At 71.9% G+C, this 20721-nt stretch carries 21 protein-coding genes; 17 read left to right on the forward strand and 4 right to left on the reverse strand.

The window, feature by feature from the left end; all coding sequences use genetic code 11:
- The 4 genes from KBX26_RS28180 to KBX26_RS28195 form a co-directional block, all read left to right on the forward strand.
- Positions 1 to 1131: carbohydrate ABC transporter permease (locus KBX26_RS28180; protein ID WP_247681158.1), on the forward strand; the 1131-nt coding region annotated here is incomplete at its 5' end.
- Positions 1124 to 1963 carry a carbohydrate ABC transporter permease gene (locus tag KBX26_RS28185; RefSeq protein ID WP_203122170.1) on the forward strand — a complete coding sequence of 280 codons (840 nt, stop codon included), beginning with the start codon at positions 1124 to 1126 and terminating at the stop codon, positions 1961 to 1963. The genes KBX26_RS28180 and KBX26_RS28185, both read left to right, overlap by 8 nt.
- 29 nt (positions 1964 to 1992) lie before the next feature.
- Positions 1993 to 3369 carry a GH1 family beta-glucosidase gene (locus KBX26_RS28190; protein ID WP_210862402.1) on the forward strand — a complete coding sequence of 459 codons (1377 nt, stop codon included), beginning with the start codon at positions 1993 to 1995 and terminating at the stop codon, positions 3367 to 3369.
- Positions 3370 to 3479: 110 nt separating this feature from the next.
- Positions 3480 to 4148 carry a TMEM175 family protein gene (locus KBX26_RS28195; protein WP_210866768.1) on the forward strand — a complete coding sequence of 223 codons (669 nt, stop codon included), beginning with the start codon at positions 3480 to 3482 and terminating at the stop codon, positions 4146 to 4148.
- A gap of 103 nt (positions 4149 to 4251) precedes the next feature.
- Here KBX26_RS28195 and KBX26_RS28200 read toward each other — a convergent pair whose 3' ends face one another.
- Complete coding sequence (locus KBX26_RS28200) at positions 4252 to 4839, reverse strand: nucleotidyltransferase family protein (RefSeq protein ID WP_307857924.1); 588 nt, start codon at positions 4837 to 4839, stop codon at positions 4252 to 4254.
- Between the two features lie 126 nt (positions 4840 to 4965).
- Between KBX26_RS28200 and KBX26_RS28205 the strand changes: the two genes are divergently transcribed.
- From KBX26_RS28205 to KBX26_RS28235, 7 genes are all read left to right on the forward strand, one after another.
- Positions 4966 to 5463, forward strand: coding sequence for a 2Fe-2S iron-sulfur cluster-binding protein (locus KBX26_RS28205; protein ID WP_210866808.1), 498 nt, complete (start codon positions 4966 to 4968; stop codon positions 5461 to 5463).
- Entirely contained in the window at positions 5460 to 6443 is a 984-nt protein-coding gene (locus KBX26_RS33100) for a xanthine dehydrogenase family protein subunit M (RefSeq protein WP_210866770.1), read from the forward strand. The genes KBX26_RS28205 and KBX26_RS33100 overlap by 4 nt, the downstream gene beginning before the upstream one ends.
- Positions 6440 to 8524, forward strand: a complete 2085-nt coding sequence (locus KBX26_RS28215; protein WP_210866771.1) for a xanthine dehydrogenase family protein molybdopterin-binding subunit — start codon at positions 6440 to 6442, stop codon at positions 8522 to 8524. The genes KBX26_RS33100 and KBX26_RS28215 overlap by 4 nt, the downstream gene beginning before the upstream one ends.
- A 28-nt stretch (positions 8525 to 8552) precedes the next feature.
- Entirely contained in the window at positions 8553 to 8918 is a 366-nt protein-coding gene (locus KBX26_RS28220; protein WP_030327423.1) for a helix-turn-helix transcriptional regulator, read from the forward strand.
- The gene (locus tag KBX26_RS28225) at positions 8918 to 9559 is read left to right on the forward strand and encodes an SRPBCC family protein (protein ID WP_210866772.1); all 642 of its coding nucleotides are present in this window, start codon (positions 8918 to 8920) and stop codon (positions 9557 to 9559) included. Before KBX26_RS28220 ends, KBX26_RS28225 begins: the two co-directional genes overlap by 1 nt.
- A gap of 49 nt (positions 9560 to 9608) precedes the next feature.
- Positions 9609 to 10118 (forward strand): NUDIX domain-containing protein, encoded by a 510-nt coding sequence (locus KBX26_RS28230; RefSeq protein WP_210866773.1) that lies wholly within the window; start codon positions 9609 to 9611, stop codon positions 10116 to 10118.
- Between the two features lie 169 nt (positions 10119 to 10287).
- Positions 10288 to 11097: an SAM-dependent methyltransferase gene (locus KBX26_RS28235; RefSeq protein ID WP_210858465.1), complete on the forward strand. Its 810-nt coding sequence runs from the start codon at positions 10288 to 10290 to the stop codon at positions 11095 to 11097.
- Positions 11098 to 11182: 85 nt separating this feature from the next.
- Here the strand turns inward: KBX26_RS28235 and KBX26_RS28240 are convergent, their stop codons facing one another.
- Together KBX26_RS28240 and KBX26_RS28245 are read right to left on the reverse strand one after the other, a co-directional pair.
- A complete protein-coding gene (locus KBX26_RS28240) occupies positions 11183 to 12640 on the reverse strand; it encodes an ATP-binding protein (RefSeq protein WP_210866774.1) in 1458 nt (485 codons plus the stop codon).
- Positions 12641 to 12750: 110 nt separating this feature from the next.
- A complete protein-coding gene (locus KBX26_RS28245; protein WP_210866775.1) occupies positions 12751 to 14409 on the reverse strand; it encodes an FAD-dependent oxidoreductase in 1659 nt (552 codons plus the stop codon).
- Between the two features lie 151 nt (positions 14410 to 14560).
- On the opposite strand from KBX26_RS28245, the gene KBX26_RS28250 reads away from it, so the two are divergent.
- The 3 genes from KBX26_RS28250 (at position 14561) to KBX26_RS28260 (ending at position 17877) form a co-directional block, all read left to right on the forward strand.
- Positions 14561 to 16798 (forward strand): hypothetical protein, encoded by a 2238-nt coding sequence (locus KBX26_RS28250; RefSeq protein WP_210866776.1) that lies wholly within the window; start codon positions 14561 to 14563, stop codon positions 16796 to 16798.
- A gap of 25 nt (positions 16799 to 16823) precedes the next feature.
- Complete coding sequence (gene smpB / locus KBX26_RS28255) at positions 16824 to 17315, forward strand: SsrA-binding protein SmpB (RefSeq protein ID WP_030327414.1); 492 nt, start codon at positions 16824 to 16826, stop codon at positions 17313 to 17315.
- A gap of 169 nt (positions 17316 to 17484) precedes the next feature.
- Positions 17485 to 17877 (forward strand): SCO5389 family protein, encoded by a 393-nt coding sequence (locus KBX26_RS28260; RefSeq protein WP_210866809.1) that lies wholly within the window; start codon positions 17485 to 17487, stop codon positions 17875 to 17877.
- A 47-nt stretch (positions 17878 to 17924) separates the two neighbouring features.
- On the opposite strand, the gene KBX26_RS28265 is transcribed toward KBX26_RS28260, so the two are convergent.
- Positions 17925 to 18791: an aldo/keto reductase family oxidoreductase gene (locus KBX26_RS28265; RefSeq protein WP_210866777.1), complete on the reverse strand. Its 867-nt coding sequence runs from the start codon at positions 18789 to 18791 to the stop codon at positions 17925 to 17927.
- A 137-nt stretch (positions 18792 to 18928) separates the two neighbouring features.
- Here KBX26_RS28265 and KBX26_RS28270 point away from each other — a divergent pair, with 137 nt between their 5' ends.
- From KBX26_RS28270 to modA, 3 genes are all read left to right on the forward strand, one after another.
- Entirely contained in the window at positions 18929 to 19372 is a 444-nt protein-coding gene (locus KBX26_RS28270) for a helix-turn-helix domain-containing protein (RefSeq protein WP_210866778.1), read from the forward strand.
- Between the two features lie 133 nt (positions 19373 to 19505).
- The gene (locus KBX26_RS28275) at positions 19506 to 19928 is read left to right on the forward strand and encodes a molybdopterin-binding protein (RefSeq protein WP_210866779.1); all 423 of its coding nucleotides are present in this window, start codon (positions 19506 to 19508) and stop codon (positions 19926 to 19928) included.
- On the forward strand, positions 19925 to 20704 hold the full coding sequence (modA, locus tag KBX26_RS28280) for a molybdate ABC transporter substrate-binding protein (protein WP_210866780.1): 780 nt from the start codon (positions 19925 to 19927) through the stop codon (positions 20702 to 20704). The genes KBX26_RS28275 and modA overlap by 4 nt, the downstream gene beginning before the upstream one ends.
- Positions 20705 to 20721: the final 17 nt, after the last annotated feature.

A 20721-nucleotide genomic window follows, 5' to 3' on the forward strand; every position in this document is an offset into this window, starting at 1 on the left:
GAGGCCGACAAGACCATCCTCCAGCCCGAGCTGGACAAGTTCGAGAAGCAGACCGGCATCAAGGTCACCGTCGAGGTGGTCCCCTGGTCGGACCTGCTCAACCGGCTGCTCGCGGCCGCCGCCTCCGAGAGGACCCCGATGGCAACCAGCACCACCGCGCCGGACGCCGACCGGCGCGAACCCCGGGCCGGGTCGCCGGCCCGGGGGCCGGCCCGCCGGCCCCGCGGCCCGCGCCGCTCACTCCTGCCGTATCTGCTGCTCGCACCGGCCGTCGTGCTGGAACTCGCCATCCACGTGATCCCGATGGTGGTCGGGGTCTGGATGAGCCTGCTGGAGCTGACCCAGTTCCACATCCGCGACTGGTCCACCGCGCCCTTCATCGGGCTGGAGAACTACCGGGCGACGCTCGACCTGAACAGCGCCGCCGGCAAGGAACTGCTGCACTCGTTCTGGGTCACCCTGGCCTACAGCCTGCTCTCGGTCGGGTTCGCCTGGCTGCTCGGCATCTCCGCGGCGGTCGTCCTGCAACGGCCGTTCCGGGGCCGGGCGATCCTGCGGGCGCTGTTCCTCACCCCGTACGCGCTGCCGGTCTACGCCGCCGTGATCACCTGGAGCTTCCTGCTGCAACGCGACACCGGCCTGGTCAACCACGTGCTCGTCGACCAGCTCGGGCTGCTCAACGAGCGGCCCTTCTGGCTGATCGGCGACAACAGCTTCTGGTCGCTGCTCGTGGTGTCGGTGTGGCGCAACTGGCCGTTCGCGTTCCTGTGCCTGATGGCCGGGCTGCAGAACGTGCCCGGCGAGCTGTACGAGGCCGCCGCGATCGACGGCGCGGGCTTCTGGCGGCGGCTGTGCTCGGTCACCCTGCCGATGCTGCGGCCGGTCAACCTGGTGCTGCTGCTGGTGCTGTTCCTGTGGACGTTCAACGACTTCAACACCCCGTTCGTGCTCTTCGGCGGCTCCGCGCCGGAGCAGGCCGACCTCATCTCCATCCACATCTACCGCAGCTCCTTCAAGACCTGGGACTTCGGCTCCGGGTCGGCGATGTCGGTGGCGCTGCTGCTGTTCCTGCTGGTCGTCTCGGCCGCGTACCTGCTGATCACCAACCGTCGGAGGGACGACCATGCGTGAGACCGCCGGTGAGCGCTGGGGCCGGCGCATCGTGCTGACCCTGCTCGCCCTCTTCGTCGTCATCCCGCTGTACGTGATGGTCACCTCGGCGGCGAAGCCGTTGCAGGACGTGCAGAACGGCTTCACCTGGTGGCCCAGCCGGCCCACCCTGCAACCGTTCATCGACATGTGGAGCACCGTGCCGCTGGCCCGGTACCTGGTGAACAGCCTGGTGGTGTCGAGCATCGCGGCGGTCTGCTCGGTGGCGGTGGCCATCTTCGCCGCGTTCGCGGTCAGCCGGTACCGCTTCCGGGGCCGGGGGGTGTTCTCGGTGACGGTGCTGTCCACCCAGATGTTCCCCGGCATCCTGTTCCTGCTGCCGCTGTTCCTCATCTACGTCAACCTGGGCAACGCCACCGGCATCGAGCTGTACGCCAGCCGTACCGGCCTGGTCATCACGTACCTGACCTTCTCGCTGCCGTTCTCGATCTGGATGCTGGTCGGCTACTTCGACTCGATCCCCCGGGGTCTGGACGAGGCGGCGCAGGTCGACGGCGCCGGCCCGCTGCGCACCCTGTTCCAGGTCATCCTGCCGGCCGCCGTGCCCGGCGTCGTCGCGGTCACCGTGTACGCGTTCATGACCGCGTGGGGTGAGGTGCTCTTCGCCTCGGTGATGACCGACGAGGGCAGCCGCACCCTGGCCGTCGGCCTGCAGGGCTACTCCACCCAGTTCAACGTCTACTGGAACCAGATCATGGCCGCCTCGCTGGTGGTCAGCATCCCGGTCGTCGTCGGGTTCCTGGCCCTGCAGCGGTACTTCGTCGCCGGCCTCACCGCCGGCGCGGTCAAGTGAACCACCCAACCCCAGAGGAGAACCGACCCGTGCCCGACCTGTCCAAGCTGCCACCCGACTTCCTCTGGGGTGTCGCCACGGCGGCGTACCAGATCGAGGGGGCCGTCGACGTCGACGGCCGGGCACCGTCCATCTGGGACACCTTCTCGGCGACTCCCGGCAACGTCGACAACGGCGACACCGGCGCGGTGGCGTGCGACCACTACCACCGGTGGCCGGAGGACCTGGCGCTGCTGCGCCGCCTCGGCGTGGACGCGTACCGTTTCTCGGTGGCCTGGCCCCGGGTCATGCCCGACGGTGTCGGGCGGGTCAACGCCGCCGGGCTGGACTTCTACGACCGGCTCGTCGACACGCTGCTCGCCGACGGGGTTCGGCCGTTCGTCACCCTCTACCACTGGGACCTGCCGCAGGTGATGCAGGACCGGGGCGGTTGGCCCGAGCGCGCCACCGCCGAGGCGTTCGCCGACTACGCGGCGGTGGTGGCCGGCCGCCTCGGTGACCGGGTCGCCGACTGGTGCACCGTCAACGAGCCGCTCTGCGTGTGCTGGATCGGGCATCTGGAGGGCAACATGGCCCCCGGCGAGCGGGACCTGACCCGCGCGGTGCACGCCTCGCACCACGTGCTGCTCGGGCACGGCCTGGCCACCCAGGCGATTCGGGCCAACGCGGCCCGGCCGGCGTCGGTGGGTCTGGTGCTCAACCTCAGCCCGATCGAGGCGGCGACCGACCGGCCCGAGGACGTCGCGGCGGCCCGCCGGGCCGATGGGCACGTCAACAGGTGGTGGCTGGACCCGATCCACGGGCGGGGCTACCCCGCCGACATGATCACCACCTACGGCGTCGAGCCGCCGGTACGCGGCGACGACCTGGCGACGATCGCCACGCCGACGGACTTTCTCGGGGTGAACTACTACTTCCGGCAGCTGGTGGTCGACGACCCGACGGGCGCGGCGCCGTACGCCCGGCAGGTGCCGGTGCCCGGCTCGGTGGAGACCGCGATGGGTTGGGAGATGTACCCGGCGGGGCTGGAGCGGCTGCTCGTCGACGTGCACGAGGAGTACCGGCCGGGCCGGATCATCGTCACCGAGAGCGGCTCGGCGTGGCCGGACGAGGTCACCCCGGACGGCACGGTGGAGGACAAGGAGCGCACCGACCACCTGGAGCAGCACCTCGCCGCGTGCGCGTCGGCGGTGGCCCGGGGGGTTCCCCTGGACGGCTACTTCGTCTGGTCGCTGCTGGACAACTTCGAGTGGGCGTACGGCTACGACAAGCGCTTCGGGCTGGTGCACGTCGACTACGCCACCCAGCGCCGGACGGTGAAGGCGAGCGGTCTGCGCTACGCCGAGCTGATCCGTGCCCACCAGCGGCTCGCCCGGACGACCGGCAGCGCGGCACCGGTGGCCTGACCGTCGGCGGTACGGGAACGGCCGCTCGGGTGTCGATCCCGGGCGGCCGTTGCCGTACCGATCGGCCGAAACCGCCGCGAGCCGCGTTGCCCAGTGGCTAGCCTGCGGCAATGTCCGCAGCACCCGACGAGGTCGAGCAGCCCGGTCCCCGGGGGCGGGTCTCCCCGACCGACCGGATGACGGCGTTCAGCGACGGTGTCTTCGCCATCGTCATCACGCTGCTGGTCATCGAGTTGCGGGTGCCGGAATACCACGAGGGCGAGCTGCTCACCGGTCTGCTCGACGAGGGCGCCTCCTACCTGGCCTTCGTGGTGTCCTTCGTCTACATCGGGGTGCTCTGGCTCAACCACCACGCGCTGCTGCGGCTGATCCGTGGCACCACCCTCGCGCTGAGCTGGATCAACCTCGCCGTGCTGTTCGGCGCGGTGATCATTCCCTTCCCCACGGCGGTGCTGGCGTCGGCGTTCACCCACGGCGACACCGACGACCAACGCGCTGCCGTCGCCCTGTACGCCCTGGCCGCAGCCCTGATGTCGGCCCCCTGGCTGGTGTTCTTCGGCTATCTGCACCGGCACCCGGCGCTGCTGGACCGTCAGGTCACCCCCGGGTACGTGCGGACGCAGCGGCTGCGGCCGATCACCGGCCTGATCCTGTACGGGCTCAGCGGTCTGCTCGGCTGGTTCGTCAGTCCGGTGCTGGGCCTGATCGGCGTCATCGCCATGATCGCCTATCACGCGGTCACCAGCGAGGGGCTGCCCCGCTGGCTCACCCGTCGCTGACCGGCCGAAGCGGTCCCCGGTGTCAGGCCGGCCCCGGTGCCGGCCGCCGCGTCAGTCGGCGCAGGTCGGCCGCCGCGTCAGTCGGCGCAGGTCGGCCGCCGCGTCAGTCGGCGCAGGTCGGCCGCCGCGTCAGTCGGCGCAGGTCGGCCGGGGTGTCCACGTCGACCGGGGAGCCGACGTCGTCGCAGGGCACCTCGACCACCAGGTCCGGTCGGTCGCGCAGCAGGTCGCGGGCGCCCCGGTCGCCGACGGCGTACCCGCTCAGCAGCGGCCAGGCCCGCCGGGCCAGCAGGATCGGGTGCCCGGGGCGGCCGGCGTAGGTGGCGACCGCGACGACCGCGCCGTCGACGTACGCCGCGCGCACCCGGCGCACCGCGACCGGGCTGAGCAGCGGCTGGTCGACGAGGACCACGACGGTGGCCGGCACGTCGGCCGGCAGCGAGGCAAGGCCCCGCAGCAGTGACGAGCCCAGCCCGTCGGCCCAGCGGTCGTGCCGGACCGGCACCGCGCCGGGCAGGTCGGGCACCCCGTCGGCGCCCGCGCCGAGCACCACGTGCACGGGTGCGCAGCCGCCGTCGGCGAGCAGTCGGACCGCGCGCCGCACCAGCGTTTCGCCGCCCAGTTCGACGAGCGCCTTCGGCCCGCCGTAGCGCCGGCCGGCGCCGGCGGCCAGCAGCAGTCCCGCGGTCACCGCCGTCACCTCCCGTACGAACGGCTTTGCGTTATTCGCCCTGAGATATACCGACAAAGCTAGTCTGGGCCGGTGCGGGGCGGAGCGGAGAACACGACGACGATCGACGAGCGGCACTCGTCCCGGGTGACGGTCGAGGTCAACGGCGTGTCCCGCGGGGTCACCCTGGACAACCGCACCACACTGCTCGACACGCTGCGCGAGCACCTCGACCTGACCGGGGCGAAGAAGGGCTGCGACCACGGCCAGTGCGGCTCCTGCACCGTGCTGCTGGACGGCCGCCGGGTGAAGAGCTGCCTGATCTTCGCGGTCACCGTGGACGGCCGGTCGGTGGTGACCGTCGAAGGGCTGGCCGGGCCGGACGAGCTGTCCCCGTTGCAGGCCGCCTTCATCGCGCACGACGCGTTCCAGTGCGGCTACTGCACCCCCGGGCAGCTCTGCTCCGCCCGCGGCATGCTCGACGAGGTCTCCCGAGGTTGGCCCAGCGCCGTCACCGGCGACCTGAGCACGCCCGCCGCGTTGACCGACGCGGAGATCCGCGAGCGGATGGCCGGCAACCTGTGCCGCTGCGCGGCGTACCCGCACATCGTCGCGGCCGTGCGTGAGGCGGCGTCGTCGTCGTGAGGGCCTTCCGTTACCACCGGCCGGCCGACGTGGCCGAGGCGGTCGCCGTGCTGGCGGCCGAACCGCAGGCCGCCTACCTGGGCGGCGGCACCAACCTGGTGGACCTGATGAAGCTCGGGGTGCAACGCCCCGACGTGCTGGTGGACGTGACCCGGCTGCCGCTGGACACCGTCGAGGAGCTGCCCGACGGCGGGCTGCGGATCGGCGCGACCGTCCGCAACAGCGACCTGGCGGCCCACCCGGTGGTGCGCCGCGACTACCCGGTGCTGGCCCGTGCCCTGCTCGCCGCCGCCTCCGGGCAGCTGCGCAACATGGCCACCACCGGCGGCAACCTGTTGCAGCGCACCCGCTGCGTCTACTTCCAGGACACCGGCAAGGCGTGCAACAAGCGGGAGCCGGGCAGCGGTTGCGCCGCCCTGCACGGGCAGAACCGCGACCTGGCGGTGCTGGACTGGTCCGAGCAGTGCGTGGCCACCCACCCGTCGGACCTGGCCGTCGCGCTGGCCGCCCTCGACACGGTGGTGGAGGTGCACGAGTCCGATGGCGCCCGCGACATTCCGATCGCCGACCTCTACCGCTCCCCCGGCACCCACCCGGAGCGGGAGACCACCCTCGCCCGAGGCGCGCTGATCACCGCCGTCCGGGTCCCGCCGCTGCCGGCCGCGCGCCGCTCGACGTACCTCAAGGTGCGCGACCGGGCCTCGTTCGCCTTCGCCGCCGGGTCGGTGGCCGCGGTGCTGGACCTCGACGGGGACGTGGTCCGCGACGTGCGTCTGGCGTACGGGGCAGTCGCGCACCGGCCGTGGCGCGCGTACCGGGCCGAGGAGGAGCTGTGCGGCCGCCCGTTCAGCCCGGAGCTGGCGGCACGCGCGGCGGACGCGGAGCTGGCCGAGGCGCGCCCGCTGCGGCACAACGGCTTCAAGCTGCCGCTGACCCGGGCCATCACCGTGCGGGCGCTCACCGAGTTGGCGTCGTCGTGAGCACCGTCGGCCAGGCGTACCCCCGGCTGGAGGGCCGCGAGAAGGTCACCGGGACGGCCCGGTACGCGGTGGAGTACCCGGTGGACGGGGTCACCTACGGCTGGGCGGTGCCGTCGACGGTGGTGCGGGGCCGGATCACCCGGGTCGACACCACCCCGGCGTTGGCGTCGCCCGGCGTGCTGGCCGTGCTGCACCACGGCAACGCGCCCCGGATCGCGCCCGGCCAGCAGCCGGAGCTGTGGCTGTTGCAGGAACCGCTGGTGCACTACCGGGGGGAGTACGTCGCGGTGGTGGTGGCCACCAGCCTGGAGGCGGCCCGCGAGGGTGCCCGGCTGGTCCGCATCGACTACGACACCGGCCCGCACAGCACTGTCCTCACCGACGACCACCCGGGCCTGTACAAGCCGGACCACGTCAATCCCAGTTATCCGACGGACACCGCCGAGGGTGACTTCGACGCCGGGTACGCGGCCGCCCCGGTGCAGGTGGACGCCACGTACCGGACTCCGGCGTACCACAACAACCCGATGGAGCCGCACGCCACAACGGCGCAGTGGCGCGACGGGCGGCTGCTGGTGCACGACTCCAACCAGGGCGCGTCGTCGGTCCAGGCCACACTGGCCGAGCTGTTCGAGCTGCCCCCGGAGTCGGTCCGGGTCGTCGCGCAGCACGTCGGCGGCGGCTTCGGCAGCAAGGGGTACGCCAAGGCCGCCGTGGTGCTCGCCGCCCTCGCCGCCCGACACGTGGACCGCCCGGTGAAGCTGGCGCTGACCCGCCAGCAACTGTTCGGGCCGATCGGTTACCGCACCCCCACCATCCAGCGGGTCCGCCTCGCCGCCGACACCGACGGTCGGCTCACCGCCATCTGCCACGACGCGATCAGCCAGACCTCGACCATCCACGAGTTCGCCGAGCAGACCGCCGTCTACACCCGCAGCATGTACGCCGCGCCGCACCGCCGCACCACGCACCGGCTGGCCCGCCTCGACGTGCCCACGCCGTTCTGGATGCGCGCCCCGGGCGAGTGCCCCGGCGCGTACGCCCTGGAGTCGGCGATGGACGAGCTGGCCGTGGCCGTCGGCATCGACCCGGTCGAGCTGCGCGTCCGCAACGACACCGACATCGACCCCGACCAGGGGCAGCCGTTCACCAGCCGCAACCTGGTGGCCTGCCTGCGCGACGGGGCACAACGCTTCGGTTGGGCCGGCCGTGATCCGTCTCCCCGGGCCCGGCGCGACGGGCGTTGGTTGATCGGCACGGGGGTGGCCGGGTCGAGCTACCCGGCCCGGGCCCGGCCGTGCTCGGCGACGGCCACCGCCCGGCCCGACGGGAGCTTCCTGGTGCGGGTCAACGCCACCGACATCGGCACCGGCGCGCGGACGGCGATCTGGCAGGTGGCCGCCGACGCGCTCGGGGTGCCGCCGGAGCGGGTGGAGATCCGCATCGGCGACAGCGCCCTGCCGACCGCCCCGGTGGCCGGGGGGTCGATGGGGACCTCCAGCTGGAGCTGGGCGGTGATCCGGGCCGCTCAGGCGCTGCGCGAGAAGCTGCGCGACGGCGGGCCGCCGACCGACGAGGTGACCGCCGAGGCGGACACCGCCGAGGAGGTGGGCGGTCAGCCGACGCGACCCCGGTACGCGTACGGGGCGCAGTTCGTCGAGGTGCGGGTCGACGCGGACACCGGCGAGGTGCGGCTGAACCGGATGCTCGGCGTGTTCGCGGCAGGGCGGGTGGTGAACCCGACGACGGCGCGCAGCCAGCTCATCGGCGGCATGACGATGGGGCTGTCGATGGCGCTGCACGAGGAGGGCCTGCTCGACGAGCGGTACGGCGACTGGGTCAACCACGACCTGGCCACCTACCACATCACCGGTTGCGCGGATGTGGAGTCCATCGAGGCGTACTGGCTGGACGAGCGGGACGACGAGCTGAACCCGGCCGGGGTGAAGGGCATCGGCGAGATCGGCATCGTCGGTGCGGCGGCGGCGGTGGCCAACGCGGTGCACCACGCGACCGGCGTCCGGATCCGGGAGCTGCCGATCCGGCTCGACAAGCTCGTCGGAGTATCGGGCTTGGCTTAAATAAGCTGTCAGTGATACAACTGTCGTCGTGCACGCCTTCGACGTGCTGGGCGATCCCGTCCGGCGCCGCATCCTGGAGCTGCTCGCCGACGGCGAGCAGCCCGCCGGCGCGGTCAGCGCGGTCATCCGCGAGGAGTTCGGCATCTCCCAGCCCGCCGTGTCCCAGCACCTCAAGGTGTTACGCGACAACGGCTTCGCCACGGTGCGGGCGCAGGGCACCCGGCGGCTCTACGCGGTCGACCCGCGCCCACTGCGCGAGGTCGACGGTTGGCTGGAGCACTTCCGCCGGTTCTGGACCCCACCCCTGGCGGCACTCGCCACCGAGCTGGCCCGAGGCCGACGCGAGCGTCGCCTTCGTGGGCCCGCCGACCCATCCGACGAGAGGAACACCTGATGTTCGACGCCACCGAGCAGATCAACGCCGTCCAACGCACCGTCGGCAGCCGCACCCTGGAAGCCGGCGAGGCGCGGGTCACCACCATCAGTCAGACCTACCAGGCGACGGCCGAGGACCTGTGGGACGCCTGCACCAGCGCCGAGCGCATCCCGCGCTGGTTCCTGCCGATCTCCGGCGACCTGCGACTGGGCGGCACCTACCAGCTTGAGGGCAACGCGAACGGCACCGTCGAAAGCTGCGAGCCGCCGCACCGCTTCACCGCCACCTGGGAGATGGGCGGCGAGGTGAGCTGGATCGAGGTACGGATCACCCCGGTTGACGGGGATCGGGCCCGGCTCGACCTGGACCACATCGCGCACGTCGACCAGGACCGGTGGGCCCAGTTCGGGCCCGGCGCGGTCGGTGTCGGCTGGGACCTGGGGCTGCTCGGCCTCGCCTCGCACCTGGCTGGCGACGGCAGCGGAATCACCCCCGAGCAGGGCGCCGAGTGGACCGCCTCCGCGCAGGGGCGACGGGCCATGGAGCTGAGCAGCCAACTGTGGTGCGAGGCGAGCATCGCCGCCGGCACCGACGCCGACGAGGCCAAGGCCGCCGCCGAACGCACCACCGCCTTCTACACCGGCACCCCGGCAGCCTGAGCCCGGCGGCGCGGCAGTCGGGGCGGGGTTCGGAGTAACGTGCTGCGGCATGACCGGCACGCCGTACTCGCACTGCTCCTACTGCGGCGCCGCCTACCCGGCGGCCGCCGGCTGGCCACGGGTCTGCGCGGTCTGCGGCGAGACCGTCTGGCGCAACCCGCTGCCGGTGGCGGTCGCGGTGCTGCCGGTCCGCACGGCCGAGGGCCTGGGTGTGGTGGTGGTCCGCCGGGACATCGAGCCGGCCCGAGGCCTGCTCGCGCTGCCCGGCGGCTTCATCGAGTACGGCGAGGAGTGGTCCGACGCCCTCGTTCGTGAGCTGCGGGAGGAGACCGGCCTGATCGCGGCGGCCGAGGACGCCCGCCTGTTCGCGGTGCACGGCGCGCCGGCGGGAGGCACCATGATGATCTTCGGAGTGCTGCCCGAACGGGCCGCCGAGGACCTGCCCCCGTCGGCACCGACCGACGAGGCCACCGAGTGGCTGGTGCTCACCGACCCCGTCGAGCTGGCGTTCTCCACCCACACTCGCGTCCTAGCCGAGTTCCTGACACCCACCTCCTGACGGCACCGACGGCACCGACCGCAGCGGGTGGCCTGACGACTCTGACCATGCCTTTGCCGCCATCAGGCAGCAGGGGACAAGGGTTTGGTCGATCCGCCAGGACCATGCGGGTGCCGCCGCGCCGCTAGGCTACGGCCTCGACGTCGTATGGCTGGTAAGGGGAGACGACATGTCGCAGGACCAAGCTGAGCAGCCGGTGGGAGGTTCGGCCGCCAAACTGGACACGACAGTGCCGCACTCGGCACGGGTGTGGAACTACTGGCTCGGCGGTAAGGACAACTTCGCCCCGGATCGCGAGGTCGGCCAACAGGTACAGTCGGTCTTCCCGGAAATCGTCGAGGCCGCACGGTATTCGCGCGCGTTTCTCGGACGAGCGGTGACCTATCTCGCCGCAGAGGCGGGGATCCGCCAGTTCCTCGACATCGGTACCGGCCTACCCACAGCCGATAACACCCACGAGGTCGCCCAACGGATCACGCCACAGGCGCGCGTCGTCTACGTTGACAACGACCCGATGGTTCTCGCGCACGCCCGGGTGTTGCTGACCAGCAGCCAGGAGGGCGCCACCCAGTATGTCGACGCCGATCTGCACGACGTGGACACGATCGTCCACGATGCCCGCGAGACACTGGACTTCGGTGAGCCGATCGCGCTGATGATGCTGGGCGTTATGGGTCACGTCGAGAAGCCGGCCGAGGCGCGGGCCATCGTCAACGCTTTGGTCTCGTCCCTACCGTCGGGGAGCTTTCTGGCGATGTCCGACGGTACGGCTACCAGCGAGCGGGCCATCGAGTCGCATCGGCAGTACAACGAAAGCGGTGCTCTGCCGTACCACCTGCGCGAGGTCGCGGACTTCACGGCGTTCTTCGACGGTCTCGACCTCGTCCGGCCTGGTGTCGTGCCGCTGGGGCACTGGCGGACCGACAGCAGGCCCGCGTCCGCGGTGGATGGCTACTGCGGGGTCGCCCGCGCGCGCTGACGCGGGGACTGCCCGGCCGTCGACCCCGGTCAGGTAACCGCGTGGCCTACAGGTTGAACAGCTCGCGGTAGAGGCCACCGGCGGTCTAGGTAGTCGGCGCGTCGCGGTGCTCGTCCGGCGGCCCCTCGGCGATCGGCAGCAGGACCCGGAAGGTGGTTCGTCCCGGCTCGGTCTCCACCCGGATGTCGCCGTGGTGCTTGTGCACCACGATCCGGTACGAGATGTCCAGCCCCAGGCCGGTGCCCGCCCCCACCGGCTTCGTGGTGAAGAACGGCTCGAAGATGCGCGGACGCACCTCCGGCGGGATGCCCGGACCGGTGTCGGTGATCTCCACCGCCAGCAGGTCACCGGCCCGTCCGGTGCGGACGGTCAGCACCCCCTTCTCCCCCATCGCGCCCAACGCGTTGTCGATCAAATTGGTCCACACCTGGTTGAGCTCGGCCGGATACGCCGGGACCGGTGGGAGGTCCCGGTCGTACTCGCGGACCAGCTTGACCTCGGCGGGGATCTTGCCCTTGAACATCACCAGCGTGGCGTCGAGCAGGTCGTGCACGTCCACCACCCGGTGCGGCGCGCGATCCAGCTGCGAGTACTGCTTGGCGGCGCCCACCAGCCCGGAGATCCGGGTTACCGCGTCGCCGATCTCGCGCATCAGCAGCTCGGTGTCGACCGTGTAGGTGAGCCAGCGCACCGCCGCCTCCAGGTCCGCCGCCCCGACCGCGGCCTTCACCTGCGCCAGCCAGGCCGCGTCGAGCCCTCCGCCGACCAGGATCGGCGCCAGGTCCCAGGCTCCGTCGACCCCGTGCTCCTCCAACCAGTCGGTGAGGGCGTCCTCGGCGTCGGCGGTGGCCATCGGGGTCAATTTCGGCGCGGTGGCCACCCGGGCGACCGCCTCCTCCTGCAACGCGACCAGACCGTGCAGGGCACTGCCGTCGAGCCGCCCATCGGCGATCATGGCGAGCTTGTGCCGCATCCCGGCGACCCGGTCCCGCAGCACCGACGTGGCCCGCACCGCCGCCGCGGCCGGGTTGTTCAGCTCGTGGGTCAGCCCCGCCGACAGCGAGCCGAGGGCCAGCAGCCGCTCCCGCTCGCCGACGATGGCCTGACTGTCCCGCATCCCGAAGAACAGCCCCTCCAGCAGGTGCATGGGCATCGGGAACCAGGACCGCAGGGCCTCCGCGAAGTCCTCCGCCGGCAGCACGAAGAAGTCCGCGTCGGTCACCGCCCGCAGACTGTTGCGGTAGATCTGGTCGACCTGGTCGCCCAGGTACGCCTGGACGGCCCCGCCGTACACCCCGCGCTGTTCGGTCCGGCTGACCTCGACGTCGTCGCCGCGCACCTGACGACTCAACGCCACCGCGCCGCGCAGCAGCACGAAGAAGCAGGTGGCGGGTTCACCCTCGCCGTACACGAGGGTGCCGCCGGCGCGCTGCTCCACCCGGCCGCGCTCGGCCAGCCAGGCGAGCTGCCCGTCGTCGAGCGACTCGAACAGGAACAGGGTGCGCAACTGGGCCGGTGTCAGCCCGTCAGGCTCGGTGCTCACTGGATCTCCTTGGTTCGCGGCTGCGGGGCTCGCAACACCGGCTCACTCCTCGCGCTCACCGGGACTCCTTCGCTCGCGACGGGGCTCGCACGACCAACCACTCCTCGCGCTCATTGGGCTTCCAGGTAGCGGTGCACGAGCGACACCGCCATCGCGCCCTCGCCGACGGCCGAGGCGACCCGCTTGACCGACTCGGCCCGCACGTCGCCGGCGGCGAACACCCCCGGCACGCTCGTCTCCAGGTGGTACGGGTCGCGCGACAGCGACCAGCCGGGCGGTCGACGGCCCCCGGCGAGCAGATCCGGGCCGGTCACGATGAACCCGCGCCCGTCGCGGACCAGCACCCCGTCCAGCCAGTCGGTGCGCGGCTCCGCGCCGATGAAGATGAACAGCCAGGAGGTGTCGACCGAGCGGGCCTCCCCGGTGCGGGTGTCGCAGAGGGTGAGCCGTTCCAGGTGGTCGTCCCCCGCCGCGCCGACCACTGCCGTGTGCGGATGCACAGTGATCTTGTCGATCCGTTCCAGCTGGTCGATCAGGTACCGCGACATCGAGGCGGTCAGGTCCGCACCCCGGATGAGCAGGTGCACCCTGGCCGCGTACCGGGAGAAGTGGACCGCCGCCTGACCGGCGGAGTTGGCCCCGCCGACGATGTAGACGTCCTGCTCGACGCAGCTCGGCGCCTCGGTGGCAGCGGCGCCGTAGAACACCCCCCGCCCGGTGAAGTCGGCCAGCCCCGGTGCGTCGAGCACCCGGTACGACACGCCGGTGGCCAACACCACTGTGTGCGCGGCGATCTCGGTGCCGTCGCCGAAGCGCAGCAGCCGGGCACCGCCGGCCTCGCTGAGACCGACCACCTCCCGGGCGCTGAGCAGCTCGGCACCGAACTTGACCGCCTGGCGCCGGGCCCGGTCGGTCAACTGCGCGCCGGACACGCCGTCCGGGAAACCCAGGTAGTTCTCGATCCGGCTGCTCTGCCCGGCCTGACCGCCGGTCGCCCGTCGCTCCACGAGCACGGTACGCAGCCCCTCCGAGGCGCCGTACACCGCGGAGCCGAGCCCGGCGGGGCCACCGCCGATCACCACCAGGTCGTAGAAGTCACACGCCGGCACCACCGTCAACCCGGCCAGGGCGGCCAGCTCGGCCTCACTCGGGGCGACCAGCGCCTTGCCCTCGGGCGTCACCACCAGCGGCACGTCCGCCTCGGTGGCCCCGGCCGCGTCGAGCAACCGGACACCCTCCGGGTCGTCGGACAACAGCCACCGGTACGGCACCAGGTTGCGGGCCAGGAAGTCGCGGACCTTGAACGACGGCGCGGACCAGCGGTGCCCGACGACCCGGATCTCGGCGCTGGCCGCGTCCGGGGTGGCCGCCCACGCCTCCAACAGCCCGTCGACCACCGGGTACAGCTTCTCCTCCGGCGGGTGCCAGGGCTTGAGCAGGTAGTGGTCCAGGTCGACCACGTTGATGGCCTCGATCGCGGCGTCGGTGTCCGCGTACGCGGTGAGCAGCACCCGCCGGGCGGCCGGGAAGATGTCCATGGCCGCCTCGAGGAACTCGACGCCGGTCATCTCCGGCATCCGGTGGTCGGCCAGCAGCAGCGCCACCTGTTCGCCGCGCAGTTTGACCTCGCGCAGGGCGTCCAGCGCCTCCGGCCCCGAGGAGGCCCGCAGCACCCGGTAGCGGTCGCCGTAGCGGCGCCGGATGTCGCGGGCAACCGCCCGGGACACCACGGGGTCGTCGTCGACGGTCAGGATCACCGGGTTCGCCATGGCGCCATGAAATCACCTGCACCCTGTCGACCGCACCACCGCCGGGGTCGGACCCATGGTTGATCGCGTTCGCGATGGGTAAGCCGGGGAGCCGCGTGGGTGCCCGGAGATCGACGACCCGCCCGGTTGCCGCGCACACCTCGGGGGGCCCATGGCGCACGCGACACCGACCCGACCGACGACGTCGGGCGCGATCGTGGAGCTGCGGGTGCACGGGGTCTCCGGCGCGGGGGCGGACCAGGTGTTGAACCGGCCCCACGTGCACCAGGTCGCCGGGGACCGCAGCGGAGGGTTCTTCCGACCGCGTCCCGGCTATCCGGACTCCACCGGAACCGACGGGGTGACGCTGGAGGCGTACCGCTGGAGTGACCTGCCGTCCGGCACGGCGGTGCGGACGTTGTCGCTGGTCTTCCTGCTGCCGTTCATGCTCTGCAACGTGGCGCTGTGGATGCGCCCGGCGGACACCGTCTCGACGCGCGGCTTCATGGCGCTGTGCCGGGTGCTCGCGCTCACCCTCACCGCGCTCTACGTGCTCTCCATCGTCGGGGTGGCGTTGGACCTGATCGCCTGGCGCTGCATGGACACCCCGTCGTGCCTGGCCGGCCGGAGCTGGCTGTCCTGGCTCGGCGGACGCCCGCCCGGGCTGCGCCTGGGCGTGCTGGCGCTCGTGCCGGTCGCCGCCATCGGGATCGTCTGGTGGTTGGGCGCCCGCCCGAGCCACTCGTTCGACGCGTTCCGGACGCCGACGACACCGGCGTCGAAGCACCGGTTGAGCGCCGTCGGCCAGTGGGACGGTGAGCCGCTGGTGGGTCGGCTGCGCTCGGTGCACGTCGCTGCGGCGTTCGCGACGCTGAGCGGCAGCCTGCTGGCCGCACGCGCCAGCCAGCACCGCTCGTGGGTGATGGTGATCCTGCTGGCGGCCACCGGGGCGGTGCTGTTGGCCTGCCTGGTCCTGGTCACCGTGGTGGCGAGCATCGACCGCACCGACCCGTCGCCCCGGGTGGACGGCGTCTGCCGCGGGCTGCGCACGATCGCCTGCGGCCTGACGATGCTGGTGATCGTGCACATCGTCATCAGTCCGGCGCCCTGGCCGCAGGGCGGTTCGCTGCCCGGTTACGACGCGATCGTGGCCTGGCTGTTCGTCAGCCAGACCGTGCTGGTGGTCGTGCTCGGCACGTTGGTGATCTGGCGTCGGGGCGACGGGCAGCACCGGTCGCCGCTGCGCGCGTTGGGAGCGCCGGTCTTCATGACGATCTCGGCCGGGCTGGCCGTGGCGTTCTCCGCCGAGCTGGTCTACCGGGTGGCGGACCTGCTCGATCGCAACGGGACGACCGCCGACGGCCTGGAGACCAGCCCTCCGCTGGCGTACAAGTGGGCGATCTTCGGGTTTTTCCTGGCCGTGGTGACGGCTCTGCTGGTGGCCGGTCTGGTCACCAGGATGACCCGGCGTGAGCGGATGCGGGCCGCGCGGGCGATCGTGGCCGCCGACTTCCCGCACGCGCCGCCGCAGGCGGCGGACCGGCTGCGACGGGTCGAGCAGGCGGTCGCCCGGGCACGTTTCACCGAGAACCTGGAACCGCTCTCCGTGGTGTACGCCTGCCTGGCGGCGCTCGGCCTGGCCACCAGCGTGCTCGGCCTGCTCCAGCTCCGGCCGGGCAAGGTGGCGCAGCGCTACGTGGGAGTGCCGGAGGGCATGGTCAACTTCCTGATCGGGTCGGGTAGCTACGTCATCGCCGCGATCCTGCTCGGTCTCGTGGTGGGCGGCATCTTCGCGTACCGGACGGCGCAGTTTCGCCGGTACGTGGGCGTGCTGTGGGATCTGGGCACCTTCTGGCCCCGGGCGGCGCACCCGTTCGCGCCGCCCTGTTACGCCGAGCGGGCCGTGCCGGAGTTGGCGAAACGGATCACCTACCTGGTGGAGCAGGGGCACTGTGTGCTGCTGGCCGGGCACAGCCACGGCTCGGTGCTGCTCGCCGCCACGGTGCTGCAACTGCCCACCCGGATCACCGACCGGGTCGCCCTGCTGACCTACGGGTCGCCACTGGGCCGGCTGTACTCCCGGCTGTTCCCGGCGTACGCCGACGAACCGGCGCTGTGCGAGATCGGCGAACGGGTCGGCTGGCGCTGGATCAACCTGTGGCGCGACACCGACCCGATCGGCGGCTGGATCTTTGCCGCCCACCGTCCCGGAAAGGCCGAGACGCTGACCGGGCCGGCGGCGACGGTGGATCGGCGGTTGACCGACCCGCAGGACGTGGTGCCACCGCCCAGCGACAGTGTTCCCCCGCCGATCCTGGGGCACTGGCCGTGTGAGTCGCAGGAGGCGTTCGCCGAGGCGGTACGGGAGCTGACCCGGCGGTTGCGCCGCGAACACCGGACGACCGGCTGACCCGGCGGCCGGATATCGTCGCGGGGTGAGCCCGTCCACACCGCCCGCACGCCGGTTGATCGCCTCCAACAAGAAGGCCCGGCACGAGTACACGGTGCTGCGCACGTACGAGGCGGGCATCGTGCTGGTCGGCACCGAGGTGAAGTCGCTGCGCGAGGGGCGGGCCTCGCTGGTGGACGCGTTCGCCCACGAGCGCGACGGCGAGATCGTGCTGTACGGCCTGCACATCGCCGAGTACGCCTACGGGACGTGGACCAACCATGCCCCGCGCCGCAACCGCAAGCTGTTGCTGCACCGGGCCGAGATCGACCGGATCCTGGACAAGGTCCGCGAGGGCGGGGTGACCATGGTCCCGCTGTCGATGTACTTCGAGAACGGTTTCGCCAAGGTCGAGTTGGCCCTGGCCAAGGGTAAGCGCTCCTACGACAAGCGGCAGACCCTCGCTGAGCGCGACGCCAACCGGGAAATCGCCCGCGAGCTGGGCCGGCACCTCAAGGGCCACCCCCGCCGTCCCTGATCTCGGATCGTCGGTCCCGGGCACTGCCCCTCTCACCGGTCGCGCGCGTCTTCCGCGCGGCTCGCGGCGCGGCGCGCCCGGACATCGTTGACGTCGCTCGACGGACGTGGTCTGCTCAGCCGACGCCGTTAATGGAAACGGTAATCGTTAGCTGATGCGGAGGAGAATCATGTCGCTCACCGTCCCACCCGCCCTGCTCGACGCCGCCGAACGCGGCCCCGTCGACGACGAGGCGTTCATCGCCTGCATCCGCGACTCACTGCCCTACGCGTGGGCCACCGTCAGCCGGGTCGTCGCCGAGCTGGAGGCCGGCGACGACGACCTGGCCGACAACGTCGTCCCGCCACCCACCGACGCCGACCGGGGGCAGCTGCTGCGGGCGCTGGCCAGCGACGCGATCCGCGCCGGCCTGGAACGGCACTTCGGCGTACGCCTGGCGTTCCAGAACTGCCACCGCGTCGCCGCCTTCCGCCCGTCCGCCGTCGACGGGGAGCGCTACCGCCGCTTCGTGTCGACGCGTGGCCAACTGCTCAACCAGTCGCCGCAGCTGCGCAACTGCTGAGGGCGCCGGGTGGACCCGCCGGAGTCGCCGGCGGGTCCGCCCGGGCGCTAACGGCCGATCGTGTCCAGCTCGGCGAGGTCGTCATTGGAGAGGGAGAGCGCCGCGCCCGCGATGTTCTCCCGCAGGTGCGCCGCGGACGAGGTGCCCGGGATCAGCAGGATGTTCGGCGACCGTCGCAGCAGCCAGGCCAGCGCCACCGACATCGGCGCCGCCTCCAGCCGGGCGGCCACCGTCGACAGCACCGACGACTGCAGGGGGCTGAAGCCGCCGAGAGGGAAGAACGGCACGTAGGCGACGCCCTGCCCGGCGAGCGCGTCGATCAGCTCGTCGTCGTGGCGGTGCGCGAGGTTGTACATGTTCTGCACGCACACGATCGGTGCGATCGCCTGCGCCTCGGCCACCTGCTCCGGCGTCGCGTTGCTCACCCCGAGGTGCCTGATCAGGCCCTGCCGTTGCAGGTCGGCGAGGGTCTCGAACGCCTCGGCGAGAGAGCCGGGCAGCGGGCCCGCGGCGTCGCCCAGCCGGAGGTTGACAAGGTCGAGCACGTCGAGACCGAGGGTATCCAGGTTCTCGTGCACGGACCGGCGCAGGCTCTGCGGGTCACGGGCCGGTGGCCAGCCGCCCTGCGGGTCACGGTTCGCACCGACCTTGGTCACGATGTGCAGCGAATCGGGGTACGGGTGCAGCGCCTCCCGGATCAGCTGGTTGGTGACGGTCGGACCGTAGGCCGCCGAGGTGTCGATGTGGGTGATGCCGAGCTCGACTGCCGTACGCAGGACGGCGAGTGCGCCGTCGCGGTCGGCCGGCGGTCCCATCACTCCGGGGCCGGCCAGTTGCATGGCGCCGTAGCCGAACCGGGTGACCGTCAGGCCTCCCAACGTCCAGGTGCCGCCGGGAAGGGAGGTGGTGAGCATGTTCGTACCTCTGGCTCTCGTGTCGCGCCGAGCGGTGCCGACGCATCGTCTACCTGCTCCACCCTCGGGGTGTAGCTTCACTTTCGGAAGTAGGCACCTGAAGGTGCGTAACGCCCCGGCGGCTGAGGAGCGGCTCGATGACAACGACCACGGCGGCGCAGAAGAGGGCTCAGGCCAAGGTGGAATATGACGCCTTCCTGGCGCAGTGTCCGAGTCGAAAGCTGCTCGACCGCATCGCTGACAAGTGGGTCACCCTGGTGCTGGCGGCGCTGAACAGCGACGGCTCGCACCGCTTCGGCCTCGACTGCGCGGGCGAGCCCCGCCCGATGCGCTACTCGGAGCTGTCGCGCATGCTGGCCGGGGTCAGTCAGAAGATGCTCACCCAGACACTGCGCTCCCTGGAACGCGACGGTCTGATCACCCGCACCGTGGTGCCGACAGTGCCCGTCACCGTCACCTACGAGCTGACCGACCTCGGCATCTCCCTGCACCACCTGATGCGTGGCGTGAAGGGTTGGGCCGAAGCGCACATGGACGACGTGCTCGCCAACCGCGCGACGTACGACAACCGCGACGCCTGAGCCGAGCGCCCCCCGAGGCAAACCCGGGCCGCGCGGGAGACACGCAGTCACGGCCGCAGAAGCCCCAAGAGGTACGTAGACACGGCTCGTTTCGGCCTTTCGCGCTCGCAGATGCGGCAGCTATGGTGAGCCGGTGACGATGTTCCGGATCGGTGAGGCGGCCGACCTGCTCGGCGTCAGCAGCGACACGATCCGCCGCTGGGTCGATGCCGGGCGGCTGACGGCCGGGCGCGACGAGCACGGCCACCGGGTGATCGACGGCGTCGACCTGGCGGCGTTCGCCCGCGCCCAGGCCGCCGACCCGGACGCGGGCGCCGAGTTCTCCTCGGCCCGCAACCGGCTGCGCGGCATCGTCGTCGACGTCCGCAAGGACACGGTGATGGCCCAGGTCGACATCCAGGCTGGCCCGTTCCGGGTCGTGTCGCTGATGAGCCGGGAGGCGGTCGACGAGCTCGATCTGCGGGTCGGGTCGGTGGCCGTCGCGGTGATCAAGTCGACAACGGTGGTGGTGGAACGGGCCGCGCCAGCGTCGAGCAGGGGAAGGTCGGGCGGATGAGCGCGCGGACGACGCGCACGGCGATGGCCGTGGTCATGGCGCTGGCGGCCGCCGGCTGCGGCGCGGGCGACGACAAGGCCTCCGGCGCGGACGGCCGGGGCACCGGGGCGGTGACGGTGTTCGCGGCCGCCTCGCTGACCGAGTCGTTCCGCCGGATCGGCAGGGAGTTCGAGGCCGCCAATCCCGGCAGCGCCGTGACCCTCAACGTCGCGGGCAGCTCCGCCCTGGCCAACCAGATCAACCAGGGCGCGCCGGCGGACGTGTTCGCCTCCGCCGCCCCGGCGAACATGGCCACGGTCACCGAGGCGGGCAACGTCGACGGCACACCGACCGTTTTCGCCCGCAACCAGTTGGTCATCGCGGTGCCCCGGGACAACCCGAAAGGCGTGACCGGGCTGGCCGACCTGAGCCGGCCCGGCGTGAAGGTGGCGCTCTGCGCCAACCAGGTGCCCTGTGGCGCGGCGGCCCGCACCGCCCTGGACGCGGCCGGTGTCGCGCTGACACCGGTCACCCTGGAGCAGGACGTCAAGGGCGCGCTCGCCAAGGTGAAGCTCGGCGAGGTCGACGCCGCCCTGGTCTACCGCAGCGACGCGCGAGCGGCGAGCGCCGACGTGACCGGTGTGGAGTTCCCCGAGTCGGCGCGGGCTGTCAACGACTACCCGATCGTCGCGCTGAAGGACGCGCCCAATCCGGCCGGCGCTCGGGCTTTCGTCGCGTACGTCCGCTCTGCGCCGGCGCAGGCGGTCCTCGCCGAGGCCGGGTTCCAGGCTCCGTGAGGCAGGTCCGCGACGAC

The sequence above is a fragment of the Micromonospora sp. C97 genome, from assembly GCF_018070385.1.
GTDB classification, from domain to species: Bacteria; Actinomycetota; Actinomycetes; order Mycobacteriales; family Micromonosporaceae; genus Micromonospora; species Micromonospora parva.